At 62.8% G+C, this 19,781-nt stretch carries 16 protein-coding genes and 1 pseudogene; 10 read left to right on the forward strand and 7 right to left on the reverse strand.

What is annotated here, in order from left to right:
- Window positions 1-165: 165 nt before the first annotated feature.
- Together CEW87_RS08705 and putA are read right to left on the reverse strand one after the other, a co-directional pair.
- The gene (locus CEW87_RS08705; RefSeq protein WP_108972329.1) at window positions 166-1,260 is read right to left on the reverse strand and encodes a branched-chain amino acid ABC transporter substrate-binding protein; all 1,095 of its coding nucleotides are present in this window, start codon (window positions 1,258-1,260) and stop codon (window positions 166-168) included.
- Between the two features lie 142 nt (window positions 1,261-1,402).
- Window positions 1,403-5,071, reverse strand: a complete 3,669-nt coding sequence (gene putA, locus CEW87_RS08710) for a trifunctional transcriptional regulator/proline dehydrogenase/L-glutamate gamma-semialdehyde dehydrogenase (protein WP_108972330.1) — start codon at window positions 5,069-5,071, stop codon at window positions 1,403-1,405.
- A 181-nt stretch (window positions 5,072-5,252) separates the two neighbouring features.
- Between putA and CEW87_RS08715 the strand changes: the two genes are divergently transcribed.
- The 5 genes from CEW87_RS08715 to CEW87_RS08735 all read left to right on the forward strand — a co-directional run bounded on the left by CEW87_RS08715 (window position 5,253) and on the right by CEW87_RS08735 (window position 9,957).
- On the forward strand, window positions 5,253-5,720 hold the full coding sequence (locus CEW87_RS08715) for an Lrp/AsnC ligand binding domain-containing protein (protein ID WP_108972331.1): 468 nt from the start codon (window positions 5,253-5,255) through the stop codon (window positions 5,718-5,720).
- 228 nt (window positions 5,721-5,948) lie between these two features.
- Entirely contained in the window at window positions 5,949-6,905 is a 957-nt protein-coding gene (gene gshB / locus CEW87_RS08720; RefSeq protein ID WP_108972332.1) for a glutathione synthase, read from the forward strand.
- Complete coding sequence (locus CEW87_RS08725; protein WP_108972333.1) at window positions 6,902-7,954, forward strand: FAD:protein FMN transferase; 1,053 nt, start codon at window positions 6,902-6,904, stop codon at window positions 7,952-7,954. The genes gshB and CEW87_RS08725 overlap by 4 nt, the downstream gene beginning before the upstream one ends.
- A 62-nt stretch (window positions 7,955-8,016) precedes the next feature.
- Window positions 8,017-8,901, forward strand: coding sequence for a DUF6279 family lipoprotein (locus CEW87_RS08730; RefSeq protein WP_108972334.1), 885 nt, complete (start codon window positions 8,017-8,019; stop codon window positions 8,899-8,901).
- A gap of 159 nt (window positions 8,902-9,060) precedes the next feature.
- Window positions 9,061-9,957, forward strand: coding sequence for a DMT family transporter (locus tag CEW87_RS08735; RefSeq protein WP_108972335.1), 897 nt, complete (start codon window positions 9,061-9,063; stop codon window positions 9,955-9,957).
- Window positions 9,958-9,977: 20 nt separating this feature from the next.
- Here CEW87_RS08735 and CEW87_RS08740 read toward each other — a convergent pair whose 3' ends face one another.
- Together CEW87_RS08740 and CEW87_RS08745 are read right to left on the reverse strand one after the other, a co-directional pair.
- On the reverse strand, window positions 9,978-10,607 hold the full coding sequence (locus CEW87_RS08740; RefSeq protein WP_108972336.1) for a hypothetical protein: 630 nt from the start codon (window positions 10,605-10,607) through the stop codon (window positions 9,978-9,980).
- Between the two features lie 80 nt (window positions 10,608-10,687).
- Window positions 10,688-11,890 (reverse strand): HD-GYP domain-containing protein, encoded by a 1,203-nt coding sequence (locus CEW87_RS08745; protein ID WP_108972337.1) that lies wholly within the window; start codon window positions 11,888-11,890, stop codon window positions 10,688-10,690.
- A 166-nt stretch (window positions 11,891-12,056) separates the two neighbouring features.
- On the opposite strand from CEW87_RS08745, the gene thrH reads away from it, so the two are divergent.
- Complete coding sequence (gene thrH, locus CEW87_RS08750; RefSeq protein WP_108972338.1) at window positions 12,057-12,668, forward strand: bifunctional phosphoserine phosphatase/homoserine phosphotransferase ThrH; 612 nt, start codon at window positions 12,057-12,059, stop codon at window positions 12,666-12,668.
- Between the two features lie 20 nt (window positions 12,669-12,688).
- Entirely contained in the window at window positions 12,689-13,564 is an 876-nt protein-coding gene (gene purU, locus CEW87_RS08755) for a formyltetrahydrofolate deformylase (protein ID WP_108972339.1), read from the forward strand.
- Between the two features lie 147 nt (window positions 13,565-13,711).
- Here purU and CEW87_RS08760 read toward each other — a convergent pair whose 3' ends face one another.
- The 3 genes from CEW87_RS08760 to CEW87_RS08770 all read right to left on the reverse strand — a co-directional run bounded on the left by CEW87_RS08760 (window position 13,712) and on the right by CEW87_RS08770 (window position 16,287).
- Window positions 13,712-15,094: an ammonium transporter gene (locus CEW87_RS08760; protein WP_199917151.1), complete on the reverse strand. Its 1,383-nt coding sequence runs from the start codon at window positions 15,092-15,094 to the stop codon at window positions 13,712-13,714.
- Window positions 15,095-15,107: 13 nt separating this feature from the next.
- Window positions 15,108-15,446 (reverse strand): P-II family nitrogen regulator, encoded by a 339-nt coding sequence (gene glnK, locus CEW87_RS08765; RefSeq protein WP_108950432.1) that lies wholly within the window; start codon window positions 15,444-15,446, stop codon window positions 15,108-15,110.
- Between the two features lie 76 nt (window positions 15,447-15,522).
- A complete protein-coding gene (locus CEW87_RS08770) occupies window positions 15,523-16,287 on the reverse strand; it encodes a TorF family putative porin (protein ID WP_108972340.1) in 765 nt (254 codons plus the stop codon).
- Window positions 16,288-16,576: 289 nt separating this feature from the next.
- Between CEW87_RS08770 and CEW87_RS08775 the strand changes: the two genes are divergently transcribed.
- The 3 genes and pseudogenes from CEW87_RS08775 to CEW87_RS08785 all read left to right on the forward strand — a co-directional run bounded on the left by CEW87_RS08775 (window position 16,577) and on the right by CEW87_RS08785 (window position 19,675).
- The gene (locus tag CEW87_RS08775) at window positions 16,577-16,834 is read left to right on the forward strand and encodes an accessory factor UbiK family protein (RefSeq protein ID WP_108977063.1); all 258 of its coding nucleotides are present in this window, start codon (window positions 16,577-16,579) and stop codon (window positions 16,832-16,834) included.
- A gap of 88 nt (window positions 16,835-16,922) precedes the next feature.
- Window positions 16,923-17,768 (forward strand): annotated as a pseudogene (locus CEW87_RS08780) (magnesium chelatase domain-containing protein); the annotation flags it as partial.
- A gap of 116 nt (window positions 17,769-17,884) precedes the next feature.
- On the forward strand, window positions 17,885-19,675 hold the full coding sequence (locus tag CEW87_RS08785) for a hypothetical protein (RefSeq protein WP_108972342.1): 1,791 nt from the start codon (window positions 17,885-17,887) through the stop codon (window positions 19,673-19,675).
- Window positions 19,676-19,781: the final 106 nt, after the last annotated feature.

Raw genomic sequence — 19,781 nt, forward strand, 5'->3', positions numbered from 1 at the left:
GCGAGGGCTTGCCGCGGTTCGAATGCGGCTGCCGTGCGCAGCTTGTGATTTTGTTCGCCCTGTCTGCGACGCGGCAGCACATGCGTGCTGCCGCGCTTCAGTCACAGGGCGGAGACACCGGCCCGAAGACCGGCGTCACGCACCGCCCGGTGGGCGGGGTCGGGATTACTTCGCGTAGTCGTACTTGCCGTCTTTCCACTGATAGACCACAAAGCCCGGTGCCTTCTGGTCACCCTTGGCGTCGAAGGACAGGTCGCCGATCACGGTCTTGAAGGTGCCGCCGCGCATGGTCTTCTCCAGTGCCGAGTACTTGGTGCTCTTGGCCTGGGTTGCGGTCTGCTCGAACAGTTGCATCGCGGCGTAGGCGTACATCACGTAGCCTTCAGGCTCGATCTTCGCGGCGCGGAACTTCTCCACGATCGGTGCGGCGCTCGGGTTCTTGCGCGGGTCGGGCGAGAACGTGAACATCACGTTGTCAGCCGCGGGGCCGGCAGCGGTGACCAGCTCGGAGTTGGTCATGGTGTCGCCGCCCATCACCGTGAGCTGCAGGCCGACTTGCTGGGCCTGGCGCAGGATCAGTGCCACTTCGGTGTGATAGCCGCCGTAGGCCAGCACTTCGACGCCTGCCTGCTTGAGCTTGGTGACGATGCCGGAGTAGTCCTTTTCGCCAGCGGTGATGGATTCACGCATCACGGGCTTGGCACCCTTGGCTGTCATGGCCTTGGCGATCTCGTCGGCCAGACCCTTGCCGTAGGCGCTCTTGTCGTCGAGCACGGCAATCTTTTTGCCCTTGAACTTGGTCGCCAGGTAATCACCGGCAACCAGACCCTGCTGGTCGTCACGACCCATGATGCGGAACACGTTCTTGAGGCCGCGCTCGGTCACCTGCGGGTTGGTCGACACCGTCGCCATCAGGATGTCGGATTCGTTGTAGACATCGGACGCAGGAATCGTCGAGCTCGAGCACCAGTGGCCGTGCATGAACACGATGTTGCGGTTGACCATGGTGTTGGCGACCGACACGGCCTGCTTCGGGTCGCAGGCATCGTCGCCGATTTCCAGCTTCAGCTTCTCGCCCAGCACACCGCCACGGGCGTTGATGTCGGCAATGGCCATTTCCGCACCCTTGCGGATCTGGTCACCGGCCGATGCGTACTGGCCCGTCATCGGGCCGGCGATGGCCACGGTCAGATCGGCCAGCGCCGGGGTGGACAGGGCGCCGAAGGCGATGCAGGCAGTGGCGAGCAATGTTTTTTTCATGGGTGATCTCCTCTTGTGCAGTGGTTCGACTGGTACTGCGTGGTTACAGGACTTGCGCGGGCACCATCGCCCGCGCAGGACCTGTAAGTTAAGTCAGGCGCGGATTAAAACAATCCGTGTCTGCCCTAGTTTTTCAGGCTTGTCAGGCGCCCATTGCCATGAGACTGGCATTGCCGCCTGCGGCCGCCGTGTTGATGCTGAGCGTGCGTTCATGCACGAGCACGCTCGGGTCGTATTCCGGTTCTGGCTGCACCAGCGCCACCAGCGGACCGTCGCGCTCTGCCAGGCGTTTGCGCCAGGTGTCGGCTTCCGGCTCCGTGCCATCGAACAGCAGTGCGCCAAAGGGGGCCTCAATCCACTTCGCATCCATGCCTACCTGGCTGGCGACAGCCGGGGGCAGACTTTGCTGCAGACGCTTGAGCATGGGCGTATCGGCGAACACGATGCGGTTGCCGGTGGATACCGCAGCAAGGATCTGGTGCAGGTGGCCGACGCAGTTGTCGGCTGCGCCCGCGAGCAGCCCACGAGGCACGAAGCTCAGGCTGTTGTCTTCTCCGGTCGGCCCCTGAAAAACGAGACGCAGGCCGGCCAGTCGCCGCTCGCGGTAGGCATCCGCACGGTCGCGCAGCACGGCAATGTCGTCGCCTTCGATCAGTGCGCGGGCATCGCCTTCGAGCCAGTCCACAAAGCTGCGGAATGCGTCGCTGTCCGCCACCTGTGCGGCCTGCTCCAGCACCGGACCGGGGCTGCGGCGCAACAGGCGGTGCAGATACAGCGGGCCGCCGGCCTTCGGGCCGGTGCCCGACAGACCTTCGCCACCAAAAGGCTGCACGCCGACCACGGCGCCGATGATGTTGCGGTTCACGTAGAGGTTGCCGACATGGGCGCGCTCCGCGACGCGCGCGATGGTCTCGTCGATGCGCGAATGTACGCCCATGGTGAGGCCGTAGCCGCTGGCGTTGATGTCGTCGATGAGGCGGTCGAAGTCGGCGGCGCGGTAACGCAGCACATGCAGGATGGGGCCGAACTGCTCGCGTCCGAGCTCGCTCATGCTGCCGATCTCGACGATGGTCGGTGCGACGAAGCTGCCTTTGTCGCAGGTGTCCGGCAGCGCAAGGCGGGTGATGCGTGCGCCTGCGAGCTGCATCGCGCTGACGTGGCGTTCGAGCCCTTCGCGGGCCTCGGCATCGATCACCGGGCCGATGTCGGTGCGGACGTCGGCCGGATCGCCGATGCACAGTTCGCGCAGCGCGCCCTGCAGCATGTTGAGAATGCCGTCCGCCACGTCCTCCTGCACACACAGCACGCGCAGGGCAGAGCAGCGCTGACCGGCCGAATCGAAGCTGGATGCAAGGATATCGACCACCACCTGCTCCGCCAGCGCTGTGGAGTCCACGATCATCGCGTTCTGCCCGCCGGTTTCCGCGATCAGCGGGATGTTGCCGCCCCGTGCGGCAAGGTTGCGCTTGATCAGGCGTGCCACCTCGGTCGAGCCGGTGAACATCACGGCGCGCACGCGCGGATCCGATACCAGTGCGGCACCAACGGTTTCGCCCCGGCCTGGCAGCAGTTGCAGCGCCGAAGCGGGGATGCCGGCTTCGTGGAAGAGGCGGACGGCGGCGGCCGCGATCAGCGGCGTCTGCTCGGCGGGCTTGGCCAGCACCGGGTTGCCGGCAGCCAGCGCAGCCGAAACCTGGCCACTGAAGATGGCCAGCGGGAAGTTCCATGGGCTGATGCACAGCACCGGGCCGAGTGCGGTATGGGTGCCGTTGTCGAACTTGCGTGCTTCTTCGGCGTAGTAGCGGCAGAAATCGACCGCTTCGCGCAGCTCTGCCACCGCGTTTGACCAGGACTTGCCTGCTTCGCGCACGGTCAGGGCCAGCAGCGTGCTGGCATCGCGTTCCATCAGTGCCGCGGCGCGTACCAGGCAGTCTGCACGTTCGCCGGGGGCCTGCGTCGCCCAGGCCGTGGCGCCCTCGGCTGCGGCGGCGAGTGCGGCTTCGGTATCGTCCTTGCCGGCTTCGGTGACATGGCCGACGACATCGGCGTGATCCGCCGGATTTCGCACTGCTGCGCCGGTCGCGGTTGCGGTGGGGGCGCCTGCCACCATCGGGGCGGCGGTGTGGTTCAGGCTGCGGCTTGCCACCAGTGCGGCAGCGATCCGTTCGCGCACGGGTTCGCTCGCCAGGTCGACGCCGGCGGCGTTGAGCCTGCAGGCGCCGTAAAGCTCGGCCGGCAGCGGAATGCGGGGGTGAGGGGCGCCGCCAAGGCGCTCTGCCTCTTCGACCGGATCTGCGATCAGTTCCTCGATCGGCACGTTCTCGTCCACGATGCGATTGACGAAGCTGGTATTGGCGCCGTTCTCGAGCAACCTGCGGACGAGGTAGGCGAGCAGGGTTTCATGGCTGCCGACCGGGGCGTAAATGCGCACCAGACGACGGTGGTCCGGGCTGCCGACGATCTGATCGTACAAGGGCTCACCCATGCCGTGCAGGCACTGAAACTCATAGTTGCCGGTCTGGTAGTCGGGCCCGGCAAGGTTGAAGATCGCCGCCAGCGTGTGTGCGTTGTGGGTGGCGAACTGCGGGTAGATCACGTCGCGGGCGGCGAGCAGGCGACGCGCGCAGGCGAGGTAGGCAACGTCGGTGTAGACCTTGCGGGTGTAGACCGGATAGCCATCCATGCCGTCGATCTGGGCGCGCTTGATCTCCGCATCCCAGTAGGCGCCCTTGACCAGGCGCACCATCATGCGGCGGCCACTGCGACGGGCAAGTTCGATGATCCAGTCGAGCACGAAGGGCGCCCGCTTCTGGTAGCCCTGCACCACAAACCCCAGGCCCTGCCACTTGCCCAGTTCGGGGTCGAGGGCCATTGCTTCGAGCAGGTCGAGCGACAGGTCGAGGCGGTCGGCTTCCTCCGCATCGATGTTGAGACCGATGTCGTATTGACTGGCGAGCATGCACAGCGATTTCAGCCGCGGCAGCAGTTCGGCCAGCGTGCGCTCGCGCTGTGACCAGACGTAGCGCGGATGCAGTGCGGAGAGCTTGACCGAGATGCCGTTGCCGTCGACCACCCCGCGGCCCGCAGCGGCCTTGCCGATGGCGTGGATGGCGGTCTCGTATGCGCTGAGGTAACGCTGCGCGTCGTCGGCTGTCATGGCCGCTTCACCGAGCATGTCGAAGGAGTAGCGGTAGCCGCGCTTTTCGGTCGCACGGCCGCGTTCCAGCGCTTCGTCGATATCGCGTCCGGTGACGAACTGCTCGCCCAGCATGCGCATCGCCAGGTCCATGCCCTTGCGGATCAGCGGTTCGCCGCCGCGGCTGAGCATGCGGTTGAGCGCAGTCGACAGGCTCTTCTCACTGTTGGTCGATACCAGTCGGCCGGTGATGAGCAGGCCCCAGGTCGCCGCATTGACGAACAGCGACGGACTGTTGCCGAGGTGGGCGCGCCAGTTGCCTTTCGCCAGCTTGTCGCGGATCAGGCGGTCGGCGGTGGCCTTGTCCGGCACTCGCAGCAAGGCTTCGGCGAGACACATCAATGCCACGCCTTCCTGGCTCGACAGCGAGAACTCCTTCATCAGCGCGTCGACGCCGCTCGAGCGGCTGCGCTTGTTGCGCAGGCCGGCCACGAGTTGATGTGCCATGTCGTGGGTGCGTGTCTGCAGGCCGGCTTCCATCCGTGCCTCGGAGACCCGCTCCGGCACGCACTCGGGCTCCGGCGTGCGCCATGCGGTGTCGATGCGCTTGCGCAGGGCGGAGCGCGGCTCGATTGGCAGGGCTGCGGTTTCAGGCTGGAACTCGGGCTGGGTCACGACGCGTACTCCTGGTATCACGATTCAAGGTTGTCGCTGCTACGAAGGGACATTTGCGTATGCATGTCCGAGGTCGAATTGTTCTTGATTAAGAATAGTTAATGGCTCCAAAGATGGAATTAATACGGGCAAAATGACTTCCTTTTATTGGGTCGGCAGTCGAAAAGTCTGCTGCGGTGCAATGGATCGAATCGATTTGAAGATTCTGGGTGAATTGCAGGCCGACGCCCGCATCTCGATGGTGGAACTCTCCCGGCGTGTGGGCCTGAGCAAGACGCCTTGCGCAGAACGTCTGCGGCGGCTTGAGAAGCAGGGGGTGATCCGTGGCTATCACGCGGCGCTCGACGCCGAGGCCGTGGGCGCGGCACACATCGTCGTGGTGCAGGTGCTGCTCTCGAGCACCACGGCGCATGATCTGAAGCGCTTCAACGAGGGTGTGAAGACCATTCCCGAGATCGAGTCCTGTCACATGATCGCGGGTGACTTCGACTACCTGCTGAAGGTCAGGACGCGCGATATCGCTGAGTACCGCAAGGTGATGGGGGAGCGCATTTCCGAACTGCCCTGTGTCAAGCAGACCCATACCTATGTGGTGATGGAGGTGGTGAAGGATGAGCGCTGTCTGCCATTGACCCGGGTGGATGCCTGAGGGTGGGGGCGATGGTCCGTCCGGGCCTGTTACGAGCGCGGCGCAGGGCGGGTAGGGGCTGGCCCTTGGTGTAACATTCCGGCTGGCCCGTCCGGCCGCCTCGGGGCGCTGTCCGGATGGGGTGATGTTCCGTGTCCATGTTGGCGGCGAGCGCAGTGTGCGCCCGGTGGGGCGGATATCATCGATGAATCCCCGTGATGCAAACCGCCCGCTTTAGGAACCCTGATAATGACCCGTCCGCTCAAGCTTGCCTTCATCCTGGATCCGATCGAAGGGCTCAAGCCGTACAAGGACTCCAGCGTGGCGATGATGCGCGCAGCGACCGCGCGCGGGCACGAGGTGTGGGCGATCCGGCGTGAAGCCCTGACCTGGCGTGAGGGCGTGGTGGTGGCGAACAGCGTGCCGCTCATGGTGCGCACCGACAACTACGACTGGTACACCGCCGGCGAGCCGCTGGCGATGCCGCTGGCCGCGTTCGACGCCGTGCTGATGCGCCAGGACCCGCCCTTCGACTTCGAATACGTGACTGCCACCTGGCTGCTCGAGCGCGCCGCGCAGGCCGGCGTGCGGGTATTCAACGACCCGCGCTCAATTCGCGACCACTCCGAGAAGATCGCGATCACCGAGTTCGCACAATTCACCGCCACCACGATGGTGGCGCGCGATCCGGCCGATGTGCATGCCTTCATCGACGAACTCGGTGACGTCATCCTCAAGCCGCTCGACGGCATGGGCGGCAGCCAGATCTTCCGTGTGCGTGCCGACGATCCCAACCGCAACGTGATCGTCGAAACCCTGACACATGAAGGCAGCCGCACGATCATGGCGCAGCGCTACCTGGCCGAGATTGCCGAAGGCGACAAGCGCGTGCTGATCATCGGCGGCAAGGTCGTGCCCTATTCGCTGGCGCGCATTCCCAAGCAGGGCGAGACACGCGGCAATCTCGCTGCGGGTGGCCGTGGCGTGGCCATGGAACTGACCGCGCGCGAGCGCGAGATCGCCGAGTACCTGGCGCCCATCCTGTGGGCACGCGGACTTCTGATTGTGGGGCTCGACGTGATCGGCGGTCACCTGACCGAGATCAACGTCACCAGCCCGACCTGCATGGTCGAGATCGCAGATCAGCAGGGCTTTGATGTGGCAGGGCTGGTGATCGACACGTTGGAAGAGGCCTGCGCCGGATGAGTCTTGCCGCAGGTTTCGGCCGCCTGCGGGCGGCCCTGTTCGTGCTCGCGTGCGCGCTGGTGCTGGGCGGCTGCGCGCGGCCGCAGGTCTTTCATCAGGAATCCTACGTCTTCGGTACCCGCGTCGATGTCGCGGTGTACGGGGATGACAAGGCCCAGGCCGACGCCGCAAGCGCGCTGGTGCTGCGCGAGTTCGACCGCCTCCACCGCGCCTACCATGCGTGGGAGCCCTCAGAACTGACCGCGCTGAACGAGGCGATTGCGCGTGGCGAGTCACTGGAGGTGTCGGAAGAGCTGGCAACGATGCTGCGCGACGCGCAGCGCATGGCCGCAGCGGGTGACGAACTCTTCGATCCGGCGCTTGGCAGCCTGATCGCACTGTGGGGCTTTCACACGGACACCTTCGTGCCTGTGCGTCCCGACCCGGAGAAGCTCGCCGCACTGGTCGCCGCACGGCCGCGGATGAGCGACCTCGACATCGACGGTCGCCGCGTCAGCAGCCGCAATCCTGCGGTGCAGCTTGACCTCGGTGGCTATGCCAAGGGCTATGCGCTGGATCGTGCGGCGACACTGCTGCGCGAACAGGGCATCACGAACGCGCTGATCAACATCGGTGGCAATGTGATGGCGCTCGGCAAGAAGGGCGATCAGCCCTGGCGTATCGGCATCCAGCATCCGCGCGCCCCGGCGCCGCTCGCAACCATGCCGCTGTACGACGGCGAGGCGGTTGGCACGTCGGGCGACTACCAGCGCTATTTCGAACTCGACGGCGAGCGCTATGCGCACCTCCTTGATCCGCGCACCGGACAGCCTGCCCATGGCACGCAGTCGCTCACTGTGCTGATCACGCCGCGCGCGGCGGCCGGCACGCTGTCGGATGCGGCAAGCAAGCCGGCCTATCTGGCAAACGAGGGCTGGCGCGAGCAGACGCGTCATTTCGGCATCGACCATGCCTTGCGGGTAGACGCGGCGGGCAAGGTCGAGGTCACCCGCGCCTTGCGCGCACGGCTGCAGTTTCCGGCACCGGTGGATGCCGTGGTGGTCGACTAGGCTCGCCTCGGTAAGAGACCTGTTGTCGCGAACCTTGAGCGTTCTGTGTGCTCTCAGGATTCATGTCCGTTCGCCTGCGACTCCTCGTCCTGTCCTTTTGTGTCTTGCTGCTTGGCGGTTGCGGGCTGCGCTTCGCCTATTCGCAACTCGACTGGCTGCTGCCCTGGTATCTGGGCGACTACGTCAGCTTGGACCAGACGCAGAAGCGGCTCCTCGACGCCCGGCTTGGGGAGCGCCTGGCCTGGCACTGCGGCAGTCAGTTGACCGCCTATTCGGGCCTGCTGCGCGATGTCGAGCGCGACCTGCGCAGCACTGAGGTCGTTGCCGCCCCGATGCTGGACACCTATCTGCAGCGGGGCGAAGCCTTCTGGCGGGTCCTGATGAAGGAGATCACCCCGGACGCCGGTGTCCTGCTTGCCGCCTTGAGCGATGCCCAGGTGAAAGAACTCGGCGAGGCTTTTGCGCGACGTAACGACGAGACCCGCGAGGAGTTCCTTGAGGGAACGCCGGAAGCCTTGCGTGCGCGCCAGATCGAGCGCATGGAAAAGCGTCTGCGCACCTGGTTCGGCCCCCTCAGTGCAGCACAGCGCAGCCGGGTCGCGGCCTGGAGTGCCGGGCTGGCGCCTGCGACCGAGGCCTGGCTGCAACACCGTGTGCGCTGGCAGGGTGCCTTGATCGACGTGCTGGCGCAGCGTCAGCAGCCGGGTTTCGAATCCCGCGTGGGCGCGTTGCTGCTCGAGCCGGAATCGATGTGGGCGGCAGCCTACCGGGCGGATGTCGCCCGCAACCGCAAACTGACCCTCGATCTGCTGGCTGAAACCTTCAACATGGCGAGCCCGGCGCAGCGCACGCATCTGTTCAACGAGATCGCGGGCTGGGCGGCACAGTTCGAGCAGCTTGCCTGCACCGATACGCCGTTGCGGACGGCATCGGGGGCGGGGCGCTAACGCGTGCCTGCGTTCATGCGGCCCATGAAGCAGATGGCGGGCAAGTGAGTCGCAGGCGCAGCCCCAATCTGGTGCATTTTTTTTCGGGTGCTGGGTTTGTCATGTCCGCAACACCTATACTGGCCGGCCCCGACAAGCGCAAAGATTCGCGGACAAGGCATGCAACCCAAACTCCAGCTAGACCGTTTCGCCATTGTATTGATGGTGATTTTCTGCACCGTATGGGGCAGTCAGCAAGTGGTGATCAAGTATGCCAATGCCGGTATCACGCCGGTGTGGCAGGCGGGACTGCGTTCGATGGGGGCCGTTGTGCTGGTGATGCTGTGGTCTGTGCTGCGCGGGGTGCGCCTGTTTGAGCGTGATCGCACCCTGTTGCCTGGCCTGCTCGCCGGACTGTTGTTCTCGCTTGAGTTCGGCCTGCTCTACTGGGCGCTGGAGTACACGACGGCATCGCGTGGCGTGATCTTTCTGTATACCGCGCCCTTCATGGTGGCGATGGGCGCCGTCTGGCTCCTGCCGCAGGAGCACATGCGCCCTGCGCAGTGGGTCGGCATGATGCTGGCCTTCGTCGGTGTGCTGGCCCTGTTCGGCGAAAGCCTGCTGCTACCGGCGAGCAGCACCTGGGTGGGCGATCTGATGATGTTCGCCGCCGCCGTGTTCTGGGCCGGGACGACGTTGACGATCAAGGTGTCGACGCTGGCGCGTGCAGCGCCGGAAAAGATGTTGCTCTACCAGTTGGCGGTCTCGGCCGTCGTGCTGCCGATTCTGGCGCTCGCTTTTGGCGAAGCAGGCGTCTTTGCGCCGTCGCCGATGGTTTGGGCGAGTCTCGCCTTTCAGATCCTGGTGGTCGCAACCGCAAGCTATATCGGTTGGTTCTGGCTCATTCGCAACTACCCGATCACCCGCCTGTCCTCGTTTTCCTTCCTCACGCCCGTGATGGGTGTGGTGGCGGGCAGCGTGCTGCTTGGCGAAACGCTGACGCCCGCAGTGTTCATGGCACTGGGGATGGTTGCGCTCGGAATCTGGATCGCCAACCGCCCGGCACGGGCAGCCTGAAGCTGCCAGGTGGCCGGGGTTCAGCGCCCGGCTGCGTCGCGCGCCTTCTTCTCTTCGTATTCGCGAATGCGTTCGTCGTAGCGCGCACGTTCGCGGGCAGCCTGTTCCGCACGCTGCGCGGCAGCCTCCTGCGCCTTGCTGCGCTCGGCTTCACGTTCGGCGTCCTGTGCCGCACGCGCCTTCAGTGCTTCGCGCTCAGCCTCAGTTGCCGCCTTGTTGCGTTCGCTGCGCACGCGTTCGGCTTCGGGCGTTGCACGGATCGTCGGTTCGACCGCGGGCGAGGTGGCCGGTGCCTGCTGCGGTGCGCCAGGATTGTTGCGCATGGCTTCGTCGGCTGCGCGCTGACGTGCGGCAAGCTCCAGCTTGCGTGCTTCGGATTCGAGCGCCCGGGCGCGGCGGATGTCATCGAGCCGTGCCTGCTTGGCTGCGTCGATGCAGCGATTGACCAGGAAGCGCTCATAACACTGCGGCTCGGTGGCCTGGTAGGTGGCTTCGGCCTGGTCGCGCAGTTGTGCTGCCTCGTCCTTCAGGCGGCTGGCGCGCTCGGCGTCTGCCTCTGCCGCGGCTGGGTCGGCTGCCTGGGCAAGCGGGGTGAGGAGGCACAGCAGCAGGGTGCTGGCGGCAATGCGGAAAGTCTGGCTGATGGGCATGCGAGAACGGGGTCGCGTGACGGGATGCGTAGGATAGCGCCTTTATCCTCGTTGGCGCGTTTCCATTCGTGACTGTGCCCTCAGGCAGGCTGCCATTGTGCGGGGTCGATCTTCCAGTCTTCGAAGGACTCGTGTGCGACGATGCGATCCTGGGAGTGGCGCAGGTCGACGAGTTCCGGTGTCAGGTAGTGGCCCTTGGTATGGAACATCACCTTCACTGACGGCTGCATCAGCTTGTCGGTGTGCTGTTCCTGTACCACCGCGAGGCGACCGCTCTCGAGCCTTACCAGCGAGCCCGAGGGGTAAATGCCGATGGTGCGGATGAAGGCCTGCACGAGCTCGGGTTTGAAGTGGAACTTGCTCCATTCAAGCAGCTTGCGCAGGGCCTCGGTTGGCGGTCTGCCCTTGTGGTAGCAGCGGTTGGAGGTCAGTGCGTCATAGACGTCGACGATCGCGCCCATCTGGCCGTAAAGGCTGATCTTGTCGCCCTTGAGCTTGTTCGGATAGCCGGTGCCGTCGAAGCGCTCATGGTGCTGGGCCGCGACATCGAGGGCGATGTCGCTGATGCCGGGCGTGCCCATGAGGATGAGCTTGCTCTGCACCACGTGGGACTTCATCTTGTCGAACTCGGCGTCGGTCAGCTTGGCAGGTTTGTTGAGAATTTCATCCGGCACCTTGGCCTTGCCCACGTCATGCAGGAGGGCGCCGATCGCGATCTCGTGGATGATCTCGCGCGGCAGTTCGAGCGCGCGGGCGAAGGATGTCATCAGGGTGCACACCGATACCGAGTGCTGGAAGGTGTATTCGTCGTGATTCTTGAGCAGGGACAGCGGCAGCAGGGCGTCCTGCTGGCGGAAGATCGAGTCCACGATCTGACTCACCAGGGGTTCGATCTTTTCGAGTTCGATCTGCTTGCCCAGGCGGATGTCGCCCATCATGTTGCGCACGATGACGTTGGCTTCGCGATGAAGCGTCTTCGCGCGCTGCACTTCGTCGGCAAGCGAGACCGGTTCGATGGGCTTCGCGGTGCTGGTGGCGATGGCCTCGATCTGCTCATCAACCTTGTGTGCAGCTTCTTCCAGCGTGGGGGCATCGATGACATCCAGCCCGCGGCCGGTATCGATATAGATTTCGTGCGTGCCCAGTGCCAGCACCTTCTCCACCGTCTTCTCGTCATCGACCGCGAAGCGGTTGCGTACGAAGTTATGTTCCATCCAGCCGCAGTTGAGGTCGTGGATGAACATGCCGGGTTGGAGCTTTTCGACCGGGATGAGTTTGATCATTGGGCTGGCATATGAACTTTTCCGCATAGTATGTCCCGAGCACTCGTTCGCTTCCAGTGGAATAATCGCGCCGGTGCGCATTTCTCCTCGTCGCGGTCCAGAGAAGTCGGGAACGTGTCGATGATAGAATCCGCCTTCCGTCAAATTCTGCTTACAGGAGCGCCCGGTGCGAATCGTCTGTCTCGACCTAGAAGGTGTGCTGGTTCCGGAAATCTGGATCGAATTCGCCGAGCGTACCGGCATCCCCGAGTTGCGCCGCACGACGCGCGACGAGCCGAATTACGACACCCTGATGAAGTACCGCCTGGACATCCTGGCCAGGCACAATCTCGGTCTGCCCGATATTCAGGCGGTGATCGCCAGCATGGGGCCGATGGCCGGGGCGCGTGAGTTCCTGGACGAACTGCGCGAGACCTATCAGGTCATCATCCTGTCCGACACCTTCTACGAGTTCGCCAAGCCGCTGATGCAGCAACTCGGTCTGCCGACGCTGTTCTGCCACAGTCTCGAAGCCAATGCTGAAGGCATTCTGGTCAACTACCATCTGCGCATGCCCGACCAGAAGCGCGAGGCGGTGCAGCGTTTCAAGGAGCTCAACTTCAAGGTGGTGGCCGCGGGCGACTCGTACAACGACACCGCCATGCTGGGCGAGGCCCACGGCGGCATCCTGTTCCACCCGCCGGAAAACGTCATCCGCGAATTCCCGCAATATCCGGTTGTGCGCGATTACGCCGGCCTGCGTGCCGAAATCGACAAGGCCTTTGCCCGTACCGCCTGAACCCCCTGACTCGAGCCGCCATGCATCGCGAACGCTTTTTCACCCTGTCAGCCTCCTGCCCCGACCGTGTTGGCATCGTCGCCCGTGTCTCGGGCTTCATCGCCGAGCACAAGGGATGGATTCTCGAAACCTCGCTGCATGCGGAGCCGCCGCGTGATGGCGAGGACATCGGGCGCTATTTCATGCGCATCGAGATCCGTGCCGACTCGCTGCCGTTTCACCTGAGCGAGTTGCGCGAGCGCTTCCGGCCGCTGGCCGAAGAGCTGGAGATGGAGTGGAAGATCTCCGATTCCGCAGTGAAGAAGCGGGTCGTGATGCTGGTGAGCAAGCAGGAGCACTGCCTGTACGACCTGCTGGCGCGATGGAAGTCGAAGGAACTCGACATCGAGATCCCGTGCGTGATCTCCAATCACGATACGCTGCGGGGCTTCGTCGAATGGCACGGCATCCCCTTCCACCACGTGCCGGTGACGCCCGACAACAAATCGGGTGCATATGCCGAGGTGGGACGTCTGTTCGAGGAAGTGCGCGGCGACACCATGGTGCTCGCACGCTACATGCAGATCCTGTCACCGACGCTGTGCGCCACCTACCCGGGGCGCATCATCAACATCCACCACAGCTTCCTGCCCAGTTTCGTCGGTGCGCGTCCCTATCACCAGGCTTACGCCAAGGGCGTGAAGCTGATCGGCGCGACCTGCCACTACGTGACCGCCGACCTGGATCAGGGCCCGATCATCGAGCAGGACGTGATTCGTATCGATCACTCCGATGCCGCCGAAGACATGGTGCGTTACGGCAAGGACATCGAGAAAACCGTGCTGGCGCGTGGCCTGCGTTACCACCTTGAAGACCGGGTGCTGGTGCATGGAAACAAGACGGTGGTGTTCCGCTAGGCCGGAAAGCCGCGGTGCTGCCGTGATCAAGGCGCCTTTCGGGGCGCCTTTTTAATGTCCGTCGTCTGCGCGTGGACAAAAAAGGGCGCCCCGCAGGGCGCCCAGGATAGGAAGAACCGGAGGAGGGCGGTTCGACCTTTTTGATGCTTAGTAGTGGTAAGCGGTTTCGCCGTGGGACGTGATGTCCAGGCCTTCGCGCTCTTCTTCTTCCGGGACCCGCAGACCGACGAACATGTCGGCGATCTTGAAGGCGACGAAAGCAACCACTGCCGACCATACGATGGTGATGATCACCGAGTAGGTCTGGATCCACACCTGGCTGGCGATCGAGAAGTCCTCGCCGCCCGTGCCGCCCAGCGACGGAGCGGTGAATACACCGGTCAGGATGGCACCGATGATGCCGCCCAGACCATGCACGCCGAACACGTCGAGCGAGTCGTCAGCACCGAGCATGCGCTTGAGGCCATTCACGCCCCACAGGCAGATGAAGCCGGCGAGCAGGCCGATGACGATGGCGCCCATCGGGCCAACCGAGCCGCAAGCCGGGGTGATGGCCACGAGACCGGCAACCGCACCGGATGCAGCGCCCAGCATGGAGGGCTTGCCCTTGAACATGGCTTCACCGATGCACCAGGCCAGCACTGCAGCGGCAGTTGCGAACAGGGTGTTGATGAAGGCCAGCGCGGCACCCGAAGTGGCTTCCAGGTTGGAGCCGGCGTTGAAGCCGAACCAGCCCACCCACAGCATCGAGGCACCGACCATGGTCAGCGTCAGCGAGTGCGGAGCCATGGATTCACGGCCGTAGCCGATACGCTTGCCAACCATGTAGGCACCAACCAGACCGGCCACACCGGCGTTGATGTGCACAACGGTACCGCCGGCGAAGTCGAGTGCGCCGTCGCCCAGCAGGTAGCCGCCCGGGCCCCAGACCATGTGGCAGATCGGCAGGTAGCAGAAGGTGAACCAGATCACCGAGAACAGCAGTACTGCGGAGAACTTCATGCGCTCGGCGAAGGCGCCGACGATGAGTGCGCAGGTGATGCCGGCGAAGGTGGCCTGGAAGGCGATGAACGCGTATTCAGGCAGCTTGGCTTCGTCGGTGAAGGTGTCTGCGAGGGTATCGATGCTCACGCCGGACAGGAACAGCTTGTCGAGCGAGCCGATGAAGGGGCTGGCCTCGGTGAACGCCAGGCTGTAGCCGTAGAAGGCCCACAGCACGGAGATCAGCGAGAACACCACCATCACCTGCATCAGCACCGACAGCATGTTCTTGGAGCGGACGAGGCCGCCGTAGAACAGCGCCAGGCCGGGCAGGGCCATGAACAGAACAAGCAGGGTGGCGGTCATGATCCAGGCCACATCGCCCTTGTTGACCGTGGGTTCTGCAGCCATTTCGGCTGGTGCTTCAGCCACAGCTGCGGCTGCTTCAACAACTGCTTCAACGACAGGTGCCGTCGATTCCTGGGCGTAAACGCCGCCAGCAAAGCCGACGGTGACAGCCGCCAGCAGGATCGCAAATAGTTTTTTCATTTCTCAACCTCCCTTACAGGGCATCGGATCCGGTTTCACCGGTGCGAATGCGGATAGCCTGTTCAAGTTCGAAGACGAAGATCTTGCCGTCACCGATCTTGCCGGTGGACGCAGACTTCTCGATGGCCTCGATGGCCTGATCAAGGATGTCAGCACGGATGGCCGCTTCGATCTTTACCTTGGGCAGAAAGTCGACGACGTATTCCGCGCCACGGTAAAGCTCGGTGTGGCCCTTCTGACGACCGAAGCCTTTGACTTCGGTGACCGTGATGCCCTGAACGCCGATCGCCGACAGTGCTTCACGCACTTCGTCGAGCTTGAACGGCTTGATGATGGCACTGATGAATTTCATGATTTCTCCACCTTTATTGCTGAGATCTTATTCATCCGGGCCCCGGTCTCTTGGGGCCCGAACACCCGAATCGCGCTCAGAATTCCTTGCTGAACGATGCGTAGAAACGGTCACCCGCTGCGTTCTTGCCGTTCGAACCGAAACAGTAGGCCTCGCCCTTGGAGCAGCTGCCATCCGCGTCGGAACCGGCGTAGTTAACCGCGAACGTGCCGAAGCCAACGTTCTTGCTTACACCGACGCCCCAGTCCATGTAGGAGGCGGCGCCGTTGTTCTTGATGATCTGGCGACCGACGTGAGCCGATGCGGCCCAGCCTTCGGCGAATTCGTACTCTGCGTTCAGCTCGAGGTAGTTGCTGTTGCGGGTGCTGGTGGTGTTGGTGCCATTCCAGCCGAACAGCGTCTTCGATACGCCGTGCGAGTACTTGAGCTCAAGGATATTCCAGCCCAGTGACAGATAGACTTCGGTCGTGTCCGGCGAGGACACGCCGCTGATCCCGCTGCCGGGGTAGAAGTAGCGCACAGCACCTACGTCGTAGGAGAGCTGGCCGACTTCATTGGCGAAACCGAAATACAGGTCCCATTCCATGCTGTTCTGCGACTTGGCGACATCGTCGACCCAACCGACGTTCGACGCCCAGGTGCCGACATAGAAGCCACTGGAGTGCGCGTAGTCGAAACCGCCCTGCAGGGCCGGGTTGCCCTGGGTTTGACTGATACCGCGGAAGACGTAGTCCGTCGTCAGCGAGATGTTGCCGCTGAACGGGCTTTCTTCTTCGGCGTGCACCGCACCGACGAAGGTGAGGGAAGCCAGAACGGCGGTTGCGATGAGGCTCTTGCGCATGGTTCGCTCCTGAAGGAGTAGGGTTGTGTTTTGGTGAGCCAACCAATGCACACACCGTGCCAGTTTGCTGAATCCCTTTCTGCTGTTGGGCTTTGGATTGTTTTTACAGATTGCATCCTTCACGACTTAGTGGATGGATGGGCACAAATGAGGCATGGAATCACTTTATGCACCAAGGTGGTGCATTGTGGCAAATATTCGTGCCCTACATTCGCGCATTGGCTGTAAAAGCACCGTCCGACGTGCGTGCTAGACTGACAGTCTGTTCGTATTCAAGGCGATGATCTCCATGACAACTCCACGCATCCTCGACGAAATTGGGTCCAAACTCTCCGAACTCGCGGCAAACAGTCCGGCGCGCGATATCGAGAAGAACCTGAAGGCGGTGCTCTCCGGTGCATTCGGCAAACTTGATCTCGTGACGCGTGAGGAGTTCGAGGTCCAGCGCGAAATGCTTGCCCACGCGCGCCAGCGTCTGGCAGAACTCGAGGCACGGGTTGCCGTGCTCGAGGCGGACGCAGTCGAGCGTGACAGCGCCGCAGACTGATTTCCGGAAACGGAACCTGCTCAATAAATTCTATTGTCATTATCCGGATCTCCGCTAGACTGACGCCCGGTCAGTTTTGGAGGTCCGGATGTCGATCGCGCTTGTGCGCACCCGCGCCGTTGACGGGCTCAATGCACCCGAAGTCACGGTCGAGGTGCACCTTTCGAATGGATTGCCCGCGTTCACGCTGGTCGGCCTGGCCGACACTGAAGTGCGCGAGGCCCGCGACAGGGTGCGTGCGGCCATCATCACCTCCCAGTTCGAGTTCCCACAGCGACGGATCACAGTAAACCTCGCGCCGGCTGACCTTCCCAAGGAGGGCGGACGTTTCGACCTGCCGATCGCGCTCGGCATCCTGGTGGCGTCGGGGCAGGTCAGGGGCGCCGGGCTGGACGCGCACGAGTTCTGTGGCGAGCTATCACTCGATGGAAGCCTGCGCGGGATTCGCGGGGCGCTTGCCGCCGCGCTGGCTGCAGGACGCCACCAGCGTGCGCTGGTGCTGCCGCGCGAGAATGCCGACGAGGCGGCGCTGGCGCGCGGTGTCAGCGTGCTGCCTGCCAACTCCCTGCTTGCCGTGTGCGCGCATCTGAACGGGCTCGAGTCCTTGCCTGCGCATCCGCCCCCTGCCGTGGGCGACGGTTTCGCCCTTGCGCCCGATCTGGCCGATGTCAGGGGGCAGTTCCAGGCTCGCAGGGTGCTGGAAGTCGCTGCGGCTGGTGGGCATTCGCTGCTCATGTATGGTTCGCCCGGCACCGGCAAGTCGATGCTGGCACAGCGCCTGCCCGGGTTGATGCCGCCACTGACCGAAGCCGAGGCACTCGAGAGTGCAGCCGTGCATTCACTCACCGGCCGGTTCGACGCCGCCAACTGGGGGCGGCGCACCTTTCGCGCTCCGCACCACTCGGCATCGGCTGCGGCACTGGTGGGCGGAGGCTGTCAAATATGGAAATTCCTGCGACAGTATAGAATAAGCTGCGACAAACAGTGGATCAAACACTCAGAACGCCACCCCTGCTTCGGTCAGGGGTGGCGTTTTCTTTTGAGATAACGATGGCGATACAGCTAATACAAGGGCTCAAGAAGATTCGCAAGGTGATCCGGCTCGCAAGCGGCTTGCCCGACGCCGGCCGCCAGTGGGTGGTCTGGTGGTACTGCGGCATCAACAAGAACCACCAAGCAGAATCCCAGCCGAGCGCGCTGGTGGCCTTCCGTGAATTGTTGAGTTCCGGGCATTTGTCGGATGACGTGTACCATCGGCGGGTGCCGCTCACGGCACTTGGTCAAGTCAGAGTAGGCACTGTCTGGAAGGAGGGGCTATGCCAAGCGGAAGTGATACTGGATACCAAAGAATTCGCCGTCGATTTTACGAAGGGTGAGTGGAAACTAACGTCGTTCTGGCTGGCGGCTGAAAACGGCGAACTACCGCCGTTTCCACATGGCATCTATCCGCTTAAGTATCAGAAGGACCAGAACTGGCTCCTTGAGTTCGCGCTCGCTACCGGCGGCCGGTTGATTGTCCCTTGCCTCGAGTTTTTCACTAGGTGCTACGGGCGCTCGGCAGAACTGAGGCGTGTGCTCGCGACCTATCCTTGGAGCGAGTGCAAGGAGAAACGCCTTTACGCTCCTCTAGATGAGCCGGAAGAGCCCGATAGGTGGAAGGTTAAATTGAGAAAGCGGCTTGTCAACGGTGATGTCGTCCTTCTCGCTCACGCGAAGTACGAGCTCTACACCGAGAGGGCTGTTAAGGCGATCTACGCGCAAATCGAAGCCCACTATGAATCGGCCAGCCCGAAACCTGCGTTCATAAAGGTTGCCCCCTGGTTTCGCGGTCCTGCAAGTATCAAGGCGAAAGGTATTTGGTTTGATGACGGCAAATCCTTTCTCGCTTTGCAGGTTGTCGGCTGCAGTGACCCAAGTGGTGTGCCTATTTTGCGTGGTAGGGAAAACTCGAACAATGCCAAGGAGCGCACCGAGAATGACGAGCCTGGGTCAGCATGGGCTGGAATGCCAACTCGAGTGCTCGCCAAGCTCCCTGAAATCGTTGATCTAACCGATGAAGTGGAGCCCGATCCGTCCGCTATTTCGATGGAGATTGAAGACCCGGAGTTCGAGGTTTTAGGCCAGCCGCGTGTTGTTGTCGAAATGAAGAAAAACCGAGCTCATAGCTCTTCAGGTCAGAAGGTGAAAGGAACCGATGCGTCGCAGTTCTCCAGCGGGGAACCGTACGGCAGAGGCCAAGGGGTTGGATACGCATCCATTCACGCACGTCCGGTCATGGAGTCGGAGGGTATGCTGCGGGATATGTGGAATGCGATGCTTTTCATGAAAAGGGCTTACCCCAAACGAGTTACTTCTGTAGCCTTTTTCACTGTCAACGACGGCTACAAGGAAACGCCTGAACCTACGCTGATTCCCTTTGCACCGTTCGCCGAGAAAGACGACGTGAAACCCGATGTTCGTAACTGGCCATACATACGTCTGGGCTCATCGCCGGACGTCCGGGGCGTTCTAGTGGCAAGAATGACGATAGACGGGAGGCAGATCCACATCATGGAGATTCAGCGTAGACCCCAAAAGAGGAAGGATAGCCAGGGTAATACTCAGGAGGCCGAAGAGTCGTTTCAAGGGCTAGTGTTTGAGGTAACGAACCATGTGAACATCGACGCGTGGGCGGACTTTCTGTTGACTGAGGTTCGAGGGGTCAAGGGCGTCGTTGGAAAGCTTCTCCGAAAGTGTCCTGGGCCTGCCGAAACCTTCAGGCATCTTCCTGCCAAGACTGAGGAAATGCCGTGTGAGGCTGCCTTGAAAAGCGCTCTCACTAAGGTCGGTGTAAATCTTTAGATTTACATCCAAGTATGAATTCTGTGTCTGGCTGCGTTCTCAGCGCAGATGTACATGGTAGGTAAAATTCATGAGATGGGAGGTGCTGTGAGCTTCTCGCGATGCA

This window comes from Parazoarcus communis, assembly GCF_003111665.1.
Taxonomy (GTDB): domain Bacteria; phylum Pseudomonadota; class Gammaproteobacteria; order Burkholderiales; family Rhodocyclaceae; genus Parazoarcus; species Parazoarcus communis_B.